The organism is Microbacterium shaanxiense (genome assembly GCF_054779995.1).
Window position 1 is genome coordinate 125,222 of the sequence record NZ_BAAGXE010000003.1, and the last position, 12,012, is coordinate 137,233.

The window sequence follows — 12,012 nt, forward strand, 5'->3', positions numbered from 1 at the left end:
GGCTCTTGGACCATGGTCGAGTCATGATGAAACCCTTCAGTGCATGTAGAGACCGCCGTCGACGTTCAGGGTCTGACCCGTCACGAAGCCGGCGTTCTCGCTGATGAGGAAGGCCACCGCTGCGGCGATGTCCGTCGGTGTGCCTATGCGCGGCAGCACACCGTCTGCCGCCATCGCCGTCTTGCGCTCCTCCGTGAGGGTGCCGCCCATGATGTCGGTGTCGATCGGACCGGGCGAGATGACGTTGGCTGTCACGCCGAGCGGGCCGAGCTCGCGGGCGATCGAGCGCATGAGGCCGATGACGCCGGCCTTCGACGCCGAGTAGGGCGTCTTGGAGAACGTGCCGCCACCGCGCTGCGCGGACACGGATGAGATGCCGACGATGCGGCCGAGGCCGTTCTCGGCGAGGGTGCGGGCGACGCGCTGGGTGATCCAGTGCACGCCGTCGAGATTGATCGACTCCACGCGGTGCCATTCCTCAGGGGTGACCTCGAGGTACGGCACGGGCGATGACACACCGGCGAAGTTCACCACGGCGACGATCTGCGGAAGCTGGGCCTCGAGAGCATCGACGGCTGCGACCGCCTGCTCGCGATCGGCGACGTTCGCGCCGACGCCCACCGCGTGCACGCCGTGCGCCTCGGCGACCTCGGCGGCTGTCTGCGCCGCCGCCGCAGCGTCGACGTCGATGATCCCGATGCTCCAGCCGAGCTCGGCGAGGTGGAACGCCGTGGCGCGGCCGATCCCTCGGGGGCTCGCGGCGCCGGTCAGGATGACGGTTCGTTCAGCGGGGAATGTCGTGGACATCGATGGTGCTCTCAGTTCGAGGGGTGGATGGGCGCGGGGCCGAGCTCGTCCATGAGCTTCTTGATCGCGACGTACGCCTTGTTGCGGTACGCGATGAGCTCCGGCGTCCGCTCCGCCGGCACGTCGAGGAACCCGGCCCCGGACTTGGTGCCGAGCTTCCCGGCCGAGACGAGGTCGGAGAGCACCTTCGGCGTGGCGAAGCGCTCGGGGAACTCGGTCTGCAGCGAGGCGTAGCAGAACGAGTAGACGTCGAGTCCTGCCATGTCGGCGATCGCGAACGGGCCGAACACCGGCAGGCGGAAACCGAACGTCGTGCGCACGATCGTGTCGATGTCCTCCGCGGTCGCGACGCCCTCCTCGACCAACTGGGTCGCCTCGTGGAAGAGCGCGTACTGCAGACGGTTCAGCACGAAGCCTGTGGCGTCCTTGACCCGCGCCGTCTCCTTGCCTGTCGCCGCCACGATCGCCTCGACCACTGGGAGGATCGCCTCATCGGTCGCGGCGTGCGGGATCAACTCCACACCCGGGATGAACGGTGCGGGGTTGGAGAAGTGCACACCGAGGAAGCGCTCGGGGTTCACGACCGCTTCGGCGAGCTTTCCGATCAGGATGGTCGAGGTGTTGCTGCCGATGATCGCATCCGGCGCCGCCGCCTCCGAGATGCGCCGCAGTGTCGCGTGCTTGATCTCGATCTTCTCCGGCACGGCCTCCTCGATGAACGAGGCGCCGGCGACGGCATCCTCGATCGTGGCGGCCGTCACGCGCTCCGCGATGATCTCGGCTGCGCCAGCGGGGAACAGATCGTCGGCGACGAACTGTTCGGCCTCGGCGATGAGGCGGGCGCGGTTCTGCGTCGCGATCTCGATGTCGACGTCCGCGATGCGCACATCGGCGCCGGACATCGCGAGGCACTGGGCGATGCCGCCGCCCATGTATCCGCTGCCGATGACGGCGTAGACGGGGCGTTCCTGATCGGTCATGGTCTTCTCCTGGATCGAATTTCGGATGCGTCGAGTAGCGGGTGCGGCTCAGGCGCGAGCGGGCTCTGGCAGAAGCGTGCGCAGGTAGTCGCGGTTGGTAGCGCAGACGCCGAGGCTGTCGCCGCCGTACTGCTCCATGAGGAACGGACCCGTGAAGCCGAGTTCCACGGCACGCGCCACCATGTCGCGGTAGTTGATCAGGCCGAGTTCCATGCTGGTGGGCACGGCGGTCTGCCAGCTGCCGTCGCCGGCCTCATCGCGGATGTAGTTCTTGACGTGCCAGTAGTTCGCGTACGGGAGGGTCTTCTCGTGCATCTCGCGCCAGTCCTCGATCGGACGGTGCAGGCGCACGAGGTTGCCGATGTCGGGGTTGAGGCCGACGTTGTCCAGACCGATCTCCTCGATCAGCCGGACCGCGCTGTCCGCGGTGCCGAGGTAGGTGTCCTCGTACATCTCCAGCGCCATGGGCAGCCCGACGGATGCCGCGTGCTCACCGAGTTCGCGCAGTCGCTTCACGGCGAGCGCACGGGTCTCCGCGTCGTCGGGGTCGACAGGGCCCTGCGCGGTCCAGAACCACAGCGCCTTGCGCTGCGCGGCGCTGAACGGCTGGTGCAGACCGGTCGAGAACACCTGCATGCCGAGCTCGGCGGCGGCGTCGATGGCCTGGTGCGCATACGCGAGGTTCTGCTCGCCCTTGCCCGGCTCGATCACGCTCTGGCGCTGCACGTGCACCGAGACGAGCTGCACAGCGTGAGATGCAGCGATCGACTTGAGCTCGTCGCGCCGCTCCGGGGTGAGCTCGGACGGGCGGATGTGGCTGTCCGCGATCTCGATCGCGCTGAAGCCGAGTCCGGCCACGCGGCGGAAGACGCCGTCCCAGACCTCAGCCGGTGCATCGTGCAGGCGTGTGCCGTCGGCGGTGACGGGAGAGAACCCGTGCATGCAGACCGCGATCGGCCAGTTGTCGCTGTTGAGAGGGTGCGGCGTTGCGGTCATGACGACTCCATTGACGTGTTCATTCCGAAAGAAGATCTAAGCTTCCTAGATCCTATAGGAAATAGGCCACGCGTCAAGGCGTGCGAATCCGGCGCCGCCACGGGCGTGGCCCGCCGGCGGGATCAGCCGCGTTCGAGATCGAGAGAACGCGATCGCACCTGCTCGATGTGCCGGCGCATCTGACGCTCAGGCGCATCGTGGTCACCGCTCGCGAACGCGTCCACGATGGCCTCGTGCTCCGCGATCGCCTCTCGCACATCCGTGACGCCGTGCAGCACCGACTGCCGCATGCGGTGCAACTGCGCGCCGAGCGACTCGGACATGGCGTCGAGATAGCTGTTGCCGCAGTGCTGGAAGACGACACGATGGAAATCGGCATCCGCGGTGAAGTAGGCAGTGGTGAGCTCGACGGCCGGAGCACCAGAGCGCATCGAAGTGATCACCTGCTCCCCTGCGGCGCGATGCGCCTCCTCCGCTGCGCGCAGCTCCTCGAGCATCAGCGGTGCGGCCGGCGTGGCGAGCCGAGCAGCCGTCGACTCGAGCATGATGCGCGCCTCGAAGAGTTCGGCGAGCTGGCCCGCGTCGAGCGGCGGAGCGACACGGTACCCCTTGAGAGCCTCGCGGGTGACGAGGCCCGTGCGCTCCAGCAGCACCATCGCCTCGCGCACGGGTGTCGGCGAGACATCGAGTTGACGGGCGATCGTGTCGATCGACAGCCTCGCACCGGGCGAAGCGTCGCCGCTCAGCAGCAGCTGCAGGATGCGGTCGTATACGTGATCGCGCAGGCCGCGGCGCTCGATCGTCGCGTCCAGGCCCGACAGACGGCCCTCGAATTCGATCGTCATGTGTGCTTCTCCCTCGCCGTCGGCTTCTCAGGCGCCCAACAGTGCGGCTTCATCGAGAATGTCACGGATGGCCGTCGGATCGTGCGCGAACCTCCATCTTCAGGCTCACGCCGATGAGCATGGACGCGTCGGTTCTCAGGCGCCTTCGTAGGCGCAGATCTCCTGCACCTTCTCGGCCGAGGCACTGCTCGGATCGAAGGTGTACGTCAGCCACTCGCCGGCGAGGCGCCTGGCCAATTCGACGCCGATGACCCGCTGACCCATGCAGAGCACCTGCGCGTCGTTGGAGAGCACTGAGCGCTCGACGCTGAACGAGTCGTGCGCCGTGACAGCGCGGATGCCCGTGACCTTGTTCGCGGCGATCGCGACGCCGAGGCCGGTGCCGCAGATCAGGATCGCGCGGTCGGCGTCGCCGGCCGCGACCTTCTCCGCCGCGTTCGTCGCGATCCGCGGATAGTTCGTGTGCCCGTCCGCATCGACGCCGACGTCCACGACGGATTCGACGAGGGGGTTGGCGAGCAGGTCCGCCTTGATGCGTTCCTTGTAGTCGAAGCCCGCGTCGTCCGAGCCGATCACCAGTCGAAGTGCCATGTCAGTCATTCCCCTTCAGGATGTCGAGAACCGTGTGTGCGATGAGCGCGAACGAGACCGCGCCGGGATCGGGGGTGCCGAGACTCTTGTCGCCGTGCGAGCGGGCACGTCCGAGCTTGGCGGTGAGGTCTGCGGTGTCCTTGGCGGCTCGGTCAGCGGCCGCGGCGGCGTCGGACCAGGCGGCGATGAGCTCGGTACCTGAGCCGACGAGCTCATCGAGACGATCGGCGAACGGGACGATCGCGTCGATCATGGTCTTGTCGCCGACCTTGGCCTTGCCGAATGACATCACGGCGTCCTTCATGGCCGTGACGCCGGCGGCCGCGCGCACCGGGCCGACGTCGGCGTCGTCACCCAGCGTGGCGCCGAGCGCGACGAGCATCTCGCCCCAGATGGCGCCGGAGGTTCCGCCGCCCTTGTCAGCCCACGCGTCGCCGGCGTGCTGCAGCGCGGTGCGGGCACCGGCGCCTTCGGCCACGACGGCGGATGCCGCGGCAGCGGCCGCACGGCTTCCGCGCTGCATCCCTATCCCGTGATCGCCGTCTCCGGCGATGCGGTCGATCCGGCCGAGTTCATCGGCTTCGGCATCCAGCATGGTCGCGATCGCCGTCAGCGCGCGATCGATCGTCGCGGCCGCACGGCGAGAGTCATCGCTCGCAGGCCCGATCACGACCTCCTCCTCGACGACCTCGACCGCGTCGACCATCACGCGCCCTTCGACAGCGCCGCGCCGGAAGGCCGCGGTGTCGCACGATGCGTGCCAGAGCGGCTCGAGCTCGTCATCGAGCCACAGCAGCGTGAGGGAGGCGCCCGCCATGTCGAAGCTCGTGCAGAACTCCCCCACCTCGGGTGACACGACGACGACTCCTGCTTCCGTGAGCAGGCGGTCCACCTCGGCGTACACCACGTAGAGCTCTTCGTACTTGACGCTGCCGAGGCCGTTGAGGATCGGCACGACGCACGCGCCCTCCTGGGCGATGCCATCCGGGATCTCGGCCAGGAGCGACGACACGAACAGCTCAGCCAGACCGGCCGCCGTCGGCACGGCGACCTCGTCGATGCCCGGCTCCCCGTGGATGCCGAGGCCGACGGCCATCCGGCCTTCGGGAACGGTGAACAGCGGCTCGTCGGCACCGGGGAGCGTGCAGCCGCCGAAGGCCACGCCGAGCGTCCTGGTGCGTGCATTGGACAGCGCAGCCAACCTCTCGACCTCGTCGAGATCGAGACCGGACTCTGCGGCGGCACCCGCGATCTTGAAGACGACGAGGTCGCCGGCGATACCGCGGCGCTTGTCGATCTCGGTCGCCGGTGCACTGGAGATGTCGTCGGTCACCACGACCGTGCGGCAGTCGATCCCCGCCCCACGCATGCGCTCCTGCGCCTGGGTGAAGTGCAGCACGTCACCGGCGTAGTTCCCGTAGCTCAGCAGGACGCCGCGACCCTCGTGCGCCGCCGTGGCGACGCTGTGCACCTGGTGGGCGGACGGAGACGCGAAGAGGTTGCCCATGGCGGCGCCGTGCGCGAGCCCGGGGCCCACCAGGCCTGCGAACGCCGGGTAGTGGCCGCTCCCGCCGCCGATCACGACCGAGACGGTCGGCTCTGCGCCTCGCGTCGAACGCACGACTCCGCCAGTGACCGGACGCACCCAGCGAGCGGACGCCGCGGCGAAGCCCGCCGCGGACTCGGCGGCGAAGTCATCCGGATCGTTGAACAAGCGCGTCATTGCGGTCTCCTCTAGGCGAAAGGGGGGCGCATACGCACCCACACGCTCGATCCTATAGGAAATTGGATCAAATGGAACCAGTCGATCCGTCGCTCGAAGAGGTCAGCGCAGCAGTCCGAGACTCGCCAGCGCCATCCTCACGAGGGTGCCGCGGCCGCCCTCCATCTCGGCGGACACCGCGTCGGATGCCGCGTCCTCCGGCGTGAACCAGGTGATCTCCAGCGCGTCCTGGCGGGGCTCGCAGGTGCCGGTGACGGGGACGACGAAAGCGAGCGACACGGCGTGCTGCCGATCGTCGTGATACGCGCTGACGCCGGGCAGCGGGAAGTACTCGGCCACTGTGAACGGCAGCGGCTGCAACGGCAGTTGGGGGAAGGCCATGGGTCCGAGGTCGTTCTCGATGTGACGGAACAGTGCATCGCGCACGGTCTCGCCGTAGCGCACTCGGCCGGAGACGATCGTCCGCGTCATCTCGCCGAGGGGTGTGGAACGCAGCAGGATGCCGAGCTCGGTCACCAGCCCGGAGCCGTCGGCGCGCACGGGGATCGCCTCGACGTACAGCATCGGCAGGCGACGGCGCGCTTCGGCGAGTTCGAACTCGCTCAGCCACGCCGGGTTGTTCGCGTCTGCGGGCAGCTCGCTGAACCGGGAGAGGTCGTCGTCGCCCCCCTCGGGGTCAGGATCAGGTGTGCGCACCGACATGCCTCATTTCTATCAGTGTCTTCGCCTGCTGGCAGGATGGACGTGTGAGCGATGAACTCCGGATCGACGTCGACGCCACCAGATGGTCACCCGGCGAGCGCGCAGGGCTGCCGCTGGTCGTGCTGCTGCACGGGTACGGCGCTGACGAGCACGACCTGTTCGGCCTCGCGCCCTTCCTTCCGGATGGCATCGCCGTCGCATCCGTAGCCGCGCCCCTGGCTCCGCCCTGGCCCATGCCGGGCAGGTCGTGGTACGCGATCGACGGTCTGGACGGCCGCAGCCCGGACGGCGTGACCACCGCGGCGCACGCGTTCCTGCGCTGGCTCGACGACGCAGCAGGCGACGCGCCGTCGGTGGCGCTGCTCGGGTTCTCGCAGGGTGCCGCCGTGGCGCTGCAGGCGCTGCGCCTCGACGCCGCCCGCTTCGATGCCGTGGTCGCCCTCAGCGGTTACGCGTCGCCGGGAGATCTGCCCGATGACGAGGCGCTGCGCGAACGGCGCCCCAAGGTCTTCTGGGGTCGCGGTACGCACGACGACGTCATCCCCGGCGCCCTCATCGCCCATACGTCGCAGTGGCTCCCCGAGCACTCCGAACTCACCGGTCGCGTCTACCCCGGGCTGACGCACAGCATCTCCGAGGACGAGCTGGCGGATGTGCGCATCTTCCTCGAGAAATGGCGCGACGCCTCAGCCGGCTGAACCTGGTTCCTCGTCGGGCGCATCGCCTTCGATGTCCGGTTGCGCCCCATCGTCCACGGCATGCTCGCGCGCAGCATCCGCACGGCGTCCGACCATTGCCATCACCACCGCGAACGCGACTCCGATGGCGATGCCGAGCGTGATGCCGCGGCCCATGTCATCCAGTGCAGCGCCCAAGGCGACGCCGACTCCCATGCCGATCGCGATCCCCGCGCCCCAGGTCATCCGCTGACGCGCTTCGTGGCCACTCATCCGCTCGTCAGGCATGGCTCCACGCTAGCCAGTGCCGAACCTCGCGGCATCCCCCGTGAGACGGATTCCGCGCCGTGGCCGCGCCTCAGTGCTTCTTGCCGCCCCCGGGGACGTCGACGTCCGCCCAGACGAGCCGGTGGTCACTGGAGGGGAACGGATAGACGCCGGTCAGGCGCGAGAGCGGGTCGTCCGACGCCGGCCAGAACACGCCGGAGTCGATGATGCGGATCTGCCGGCTCGGCAGCACGTAGTCGACGCGGATGTTCCCCGGCGGCTCGGCGAAATCGGCGGTGTCCTGTGCCGGGTCGCCCACGTGCTCGAGGTTGATTCCGCCCTGCAGGTCGGCCGCCTCAGCGGCCCCTTCGCTCTCCGGCACGGATGCCGTGTTGACACGGGGGCTTTCGAGCAGCTGCTGGATGGCGCCGCCGGTGGAGTCCCCGTCGTTGGGGTCGGCGTTCTGGTCTCCGGCGATCACGAACAGCTCGCCTCGTCCGAGGCCTCCGCTGCGCCCCTGATCGTCGGTGATGTACGACCCGGTGCGGCCCCCGGCGACGTAGTCGGCCCAGAGGCGGATCTCGTCGTGATTGCGGCGGCCGTTGCGGTCCTCCGCACCGTCGAAGGTGGGCGGGGTCGGGTGCGACACGAGGAAGTGCACGGTCTTGTTCTTCGACACCTGGATCGGCACGTCCCAGTGCGACTTGCTCGAGAGCGGGAACTGCGCGAGCTCCTCCGGCGAGTAGAAGTCCGCGGGTTCCTCGGTCGCGGGGTCGTCTGGCAGGAGCGCGCCCGGCATGTCCGCCCAGAGGAGGTTCTGGAACGTGCGGACGGCGTCCTGGTCGATCGGATGCTTCGAGTACACGGCCATGCCGTACTGCCCGGGGAACAGACCGAAGCCCCAGGCGTCGTCACCTCCGGAGATCGCGCCGTCGTTGTTCAAGTCGAAACCGCTCTGCACACCGGTGTTGACGGGCGCGGAGTAGCGGTAGGCGTACTCGACGGGCTCGGCGTCGCCGTGCGCCACAGACAGGTAGTTCTCCTGGAACAGTCGCAGCGCCTCGCCTGCCGCGTCGTAGTCGAACTCGTTGATCAGCAGCACGTCGGGGTTCGCGCGCTGGATGACCTCGGCGATGACGTCGGCCTGCGGGTTGCCGGGGGCGGAGAGGTCTGCGACGAGCGCCCCCTCGGTGCCGCGGTTGAGGGAGGCGTTGAAGGTGGCGAAGCGCAGATCCGATCGGTCGCCTGCTTCGTGCGGAGGCGCGGCGACGGCCGGCGCTGCGGTCGAGACGGCGGCCCCGACGACCAGTAAGGCGGCGAGAGCTGCGGCTCGGGCGCGACGATGCGTGTTCATGCGAGCAACGCTAGCCCGCCACGATGACGCCGAGAAGACCGATCGATGAACGGATGACGACCACGACACGCCCGGGGGTTGCATGGAGCGACACGCCCGGGTATCGTCGTCACGTCCTGTCCGCCGTGTTTGGAAGTTCATTGATCTGATCCGTCGCCTCCGCGCTCTTCTTTCCGCGCGCTGACACGGATCCTTCCTCCGGTTCATCTCCGCCTCTCTCGGCGACGCCCTTCGACGGGCTCAGGGACCAGCGACCCGTGTCGGTGCATCCGCACATCCCGGGAGACACCCCATGTCATTGCAGAACACCCACGCATCGGTCACCCTCGACCGGCTCACTTTCACCTGGCCGGATGGCTCGACGGCCCTCGACGGCGTCACCGGCTCGTTCGGCACCGGCCGCACCGGCCTCGTCGGCCGCAACGGCTCAGGCAAGTCGACGCTGCTGCGCCTGATCGCCGGAGAGCTGCCTCCGACGGCGGGCGCGATCCACACCACCGGCGACGTCGCCTACCTTCCCCAGAGGCTGACGCTCGATGTCGATCGCCGCGTCGCCGAACTGCTCGGCGTCGCGGAACCGCTGGATGCCGTGCGCGCCATCTCCGCGGGCGACGTCGACCCTGCGCACTTCGACGCGGTCGACGACGACTGGGACATCGAGGCCCGAGCCGAGGCGTCGCTGGCCGAGGCCGGGCTCGATCCGTCGTTCCTCGATCGCCGCGTCGGTGAGCTCTCCGGCGGGGAGGCCGTGCTCGTCGCGATCTCCGGCATCCGTCTGCGGCGCGCGCCGATCACGCTGCTCGACGAGCCGACCAACAATCTCGACCGCGACGCCAGGGCTCGTCTGGGCGACATGGTGCGCTCGTGGAAGGGGACGCTCGTGGTCGTCAGTCATGACGTGTCGCTGCTCGAGTTGATGGACGACACGGCTGAGCTCTATGCGCACGCGCTCAGCACGTTCGGCGGCCCGTACTCCGAATGGCGTGCGTGGCTGGACGGCGAGCAGGATGCCGCGCGCCAGGCCGAACGCGATGCGAAGCAGTCGCTCAAGAAGGAGAAGCGCCAGCGCATCGAGGCCGAGACCAAGCTGGCGGGCAGGGCCCGCATGGCGAACAAGGCGTTCGTCGAGAAGCGCGTCCCGAAGATCATCGCGAACGGCAGGAAGATGGCCGCTCAGGTGTCGGCCGGACGACTGCGCACCGAGGTCGCCGAGAAGGAGAGCGAGGCGAGGGCCGCGCTCGATGAGGCCGGGCGGCGGGTGCGCGGTGACGCCTCGATGAAGATCGAGCTGCCGGATCCGGAAGTGTCGAGCGCACGGCGCATCGCCACCCTCGGCGACGGCGAACGGTCCTGGATCATCCAGGGACCGGAGCGGGTGGCGCTGATCGGTCGCAACGGCGTCGGCAAGACGACGCTGCTGGAGCGGCTGGTCGACGGCATCGCGGACGGCTCGCCCGCCGCGACCGCCCACACCGATCGCATCGGCTACCTGCCGCAACGCATCGACGGGCTCGACGATGCGCGCTCGGTGCTCGAAAACGTCGCGGCGGCCGCGCCCACGATCCCGGAGAAGGAGTTGCGCAACAGGCTCGCGCGATTCCTCATCCGCGGTGACACGACGGACAGGCCCGTCGGCACGCTGTCGGGCGGCGAGCGCTTCCGCGTCGCGCTCGCGAAGGTTCTGCTCGCCGACCCGGCACCGCACCTCGTGGTGCTGGACGAGCCGACGAACAACCTCGACCTCGACACCGTCGACCAGCTCGTCGAGGCGCTGCGCGCGTACGGCGGCGCTGTACTGATCGTCAGTCACGACGACGTGTTCCTGGATCGGCTCGACCTGGATCTGACGCTCGAGATCGTCGAGGACGGGCGGATGCAGGAGGTGCCGATGTGAGACGCCGTGGGGCTCGACGCCTGGGCGCCGGCGACGTCAGAGGATCGTCATCCACCACGGCATCTCGCCGATGGGCACGGCTGTGAAGGCACCGTCTTCGCCGAGGATGAGGAGCTGGTTCGCGTACCAGGTTCCCGTCGCGGTGGAGATGACCGCCGTCGCACCGCCGCCGGTGATCGCACGAACCGCTTCATAGGGCATCTCGCTGGATGAGACGATCTCGCCGGTCACGGCATCCACTGCGCTCAGCAGTGTCTGCTCGGCGTTGATCGATTCCCGATGCTGCACGAGCAGGAAGCCCTGCTCGATGCCGGCGGGTTCCGGTACCTCCGAGAGGTCGCCGGGGAGGATCGCGGCGTCCACGAACTCCGTGGACGCCGACGGCGGTCCTCCCGGCGGCGTGATCTCCAGGATGCTCCGCTGCACCGCTTCCGAAACGGATTCGATCGTGTAGACCGTTCCGTCAGATCCCTCTGCGACGTCGACGGTCTGCGTCAGGGCGCTGTCGTCGAAGTGCGATGACGTGCTCAGCACGTCCCGCCAGGCGCGCACGGTCATCAGGCCCGCCTGCTCCGCCTGCGTCCGCCCGACCGGAATCTGCAGGATCTCGCCCGTGCCGCTCAGAACAGTCACGACATCGGCGTCGAGGTCGTACCCGCAGGCGCTGGCGGCGAACACCGCGTCCGACCCGAGTCCGTCGACGTCCGCGCCTTCGGCGTGCACCTCACCGGATGAGGAATCGAGGATGACGAGTCCGTGATCCGTGCCGACGTAGACCCAGTCGGTGTCACCGGCGAGCACGACCGCGTCGCCGGCGAGATCGTCGTTGAGATGCGTGTCCCACAGCTGTTCACCGTCGCTCAGGCGGATGGCCGCGGCCCGCATCTGGAACGCCGGTTCGAAGAACCCGGGCCGCGACGTGTCCAGGTACGTGACGACCGCGACCTCTTCTTCGCCCATCGCGATGACGGCGGATGTCGCGGTGACCTCGACGTCCCGTGACGACGGAGTCGAGACGAGGACAGCGATGAGGATCGCACCGACGACGATGAACGGTGACAGGATGATCAGGGCGAAGATCCATCGATGCTTCTTCGACGAGCGATCCGGAAGCGATTGCACCGTGATGTCCATGGGCTGCTCCTCCTTTCACTGTCAGGATCGCACGACGGCTCC

Annotated in this window: 12 protein-coding genes; 2 read left to right on the forward strand and 10 right to left on the reverse strand. The window is 68.6% G+C overall.

Features of this window, described 5'->3' with window-relative positions:
- Positions 1 to 36: 36 nt before the first annotated feature.
- The 7 genes from ACYVG2_RS10220 to ACYVG2_RS10250 form a co-directional block, all read right to left on the reverse strand.
- Positions 37 to 807 (reverse strand): SDR family NAD(P)-dependent oxidoreductase, encoded by a 771-nt coding sequence (locus ACYVG2_RS10220; RefSeq protein ID WP_460780866.1) that lies wholly within the window; start codon positions 805 to 807, stop codon positions 37 to 39.
- A gap of 11 nt (positions 808 to 818) precedes the next feature.
- On the reverse strand, positions 819 to 1,787 hold the full coding sequence (locus ACYVG2_RS10225) for a 3-hydroxyacyl-CoA dehydrogenase family protein (protein WP_448964629.1): 969 nt from the start codon (positions 1,785 to 1,787) through the stop codon (positions 819 to 821).
- 48 nt (positions 1,788 to 1,835) lie between these two features.
- The gene (locus ACYVG2_RS10230) at positions 1,836 to 2,783 is read right to left on the reverse strand and encodes a sugar phosphate isomerase/epimerase family protein (protein ID WP_460780868.1); all 948 of its coding nucleotides are present in this window, start codon (positions 2,781 to 2,783) and stop codon (positions 1,836 to 1,838) included.
- 122 nt (positions 2,784 to 2,905) lie between these two features.
- Positions 2,906 to 3,628 carry a GntR family transcriptional regulator gene (locus tag ACYVG2_RS10235; RefSeq protein WP_460780869.1) on the reverse strand — a complete coding sequence of 241 codons (723 nt, stop codon included), beginning with the start codon at positions 3,626 to 3,628 and terminating at the stop codon, positions 2,906 to 2,908.
- Positions 3,629 to 3,763: 135 nt separating this feature from the next.
- Positions 3,764 to 4,219, reverse strand: coding sequence for a ribose-5-phosphate isomerase (locus ACYVG2_RS10240; RefSeq protein ID WP_448964633.1), 456 nt, complete (start codon positions 4,217 to 4,219; stop codon positions 3,764 to 3,766).
- Between the two features lies 1 nt (position 4,220).
- Complete coding sequence (locus tag ACYVG2_RS10245) at positions 4,221 to 5,942, reverse strand: dihydroxyacetone kinase family protein (protein ID WP_460780870.1); 1,722 nt, start codon at positions 5,940 to 5,942, stop codon at positions 4,221 to 4,223.
- Positions 5,943 to 6,044: 102 nt separating this feature from the next.
- Positions 6,045 to 6,644, reverse strand: a complete 600-nt coding sequence (locus ACYVG2_RS10250; RefSeq protein ID WP_460780871.1) for an NUDIX hydrolase family protein — start codon at positions 6,642 to 6,644, stop codon at positions 6,045 to 6,047.
- A gap of 44 nt (positions 6,645 to 6,688) precedes the next feature.
- On the opposite strand from ACYVG2_RS10250, the gene ACYVG2_RS10255 reads away from it, so the two are divergent.
- Entirely contained in the window at positions 6,689 to 7,342 is a 654-nt protein-coding gene (locus ACYVG2_RS10255; RefSeq protein ID WP_448964636.1) for an alpha/beta hydrolase, read from the forward strand.
- Here ACYVG2_RS10255 and ACYVG2_RS10260 read toward each other — a convergent pair.
- Entirely contained in the window at positions 7,331 to 7,609 is a 279-nt protein-coding gene (locus ACYVG2_RS10260) for a hypothetical protein (protein ID WP_460780873.1), read from the reverse strand. The two genes, ACYVG2_RS10255 and ACYVG2_RS10260, sit on opposite strands and share 12 nt — an antisense overlap.
- A gap of 70 nt (positions 7,610 to 7,679) precedes the next feature.
- A complete protein-coding gene (locus tag ACYVG2_RS10265) occupies positions 7,680 to 8,942 on the reverse strand; it encodes an endonuclease/exonuclease/phosphatase family protein (RefSeq protein WP_460780874.1) in 1,263 nt (420 codons plus the stop codon).
- A gap of 292 nt (positions 8,943 to 9,234) precedes the next feature.
- Between ACYVG2_RS10265 and ACYVG2_RS10270 the strand changes: the two genes are divergently transcribed.
- Positions 9,235 to 10,836: an ABC-F family ATP-binding cassette domain-containing protein gene (locus ACYVG2_RS10270; RefSeq protein WP_460780875.1), complete on the forward strand. Its 1,602-nt coding sequence runs from the start codon at positions 9,235 to 9,237 to the stop codon at positions 10,834 to 10,836.
- Positions 10,837 to 10,872: 36 nt separating this feature from the next.
- Here ACYVG2_RS10270 and ACYVG2_RS10275 read toward each other — a convergent pair whose 3' ends face one another.
- Positions 10,873 to 11,970, reverse strand: a complete 1,098-nt coding sequence (locus ACYVG2_RS10275; RefSeq protein WP_460780876.1) for a PA2928 family protein — start codon at positions 11,968 to 11,970, stop codon at positions 10,873 to 10,875.
- Positions 11,971 to 12,012: the final 42 nt, after the last annotated feature.

Bases quoted from the DNA above. Each gene is read 5' to 3' on its own strand.
- ACYVG2_RS10220 (WP_460780866.1), bottom strand. From the start codon at position 807: ATGTCCACGACATTCCCCGCTGAACGAACCGTCATCCTGACCGGCGCC.
- ACYVG2_RS10225 (WP_448964629.1), bottom strand. From the start codon at position 1,787: ATGACCGATCAGGAACGCCCCGTCTACGCCGTCATCGGCAGCGGATAC.
- ACYVG2_RS10230 (WP_460780868.1), bottom strand. From the start codon at position 2,783: ATGACCGCAACGCCGCACCCTCTCAACAGCGACAACTGGCCGATCGCG.
- ACYVG2_RS10235 (WP_460780869.1), bottom strand. From the start codon at position 3,628: ATGACGATCGAATTCGAGGGCCGTCTGTCGGGCCTGGACGCGACGATC.
- ACYVG2_RS10240 (WP_448964633.1), bottom strand. From the start codon at position 4,219: ATGGCACTTCGACTGGTGATCGGCTCGGACGACGCGGGCTTCGACTAC.
- ACYVG2_RS10245 (WP_460780870.1), bottom strand. From the start codon at position 5,942: ATGACGCGCTTGTTCAACGATCCGGATGACTTCGCCGCCGAGTCCGCG.
- ACYVG2_RS10250 (WP_460780871.1), bottom strand. From the start codon at position 6,644: ATGTCGGTGCGCACACCTGATCCTGACCCCGAGGGGGGCGACGACGAC.
- ACYVG2_RS10260 (WP_460780873.1), bottom strand. From the start codon at position 7,609: ATGCCTGACGAGCGGATGAGTGGCCACGAAGCGCGTCAGCGGATGACC.
- ACYVG2_RS10265 (WP_460780874.1), bottom strand. From the start codon at position 8,942: ATGAACACGCATCGTCGCGCCCGAGCCGCAGCTCTCGCCGCCTTACTG.
- ACYVG2_RS10270 (WP_460780875.1), top strand. From the start codon at position 9,235: ATGTCATTGCAGAACACCCACGCATCGGTCACCCTCGACCGGCTCACT.
- ACYVG2_RS10275 (WP_460780876.1), bottom strand. From the start codon at position 11,970: ATGGACATCACGGTGCAATCGCTTCCGGATCGCTCGTCGAAGAAGCAT.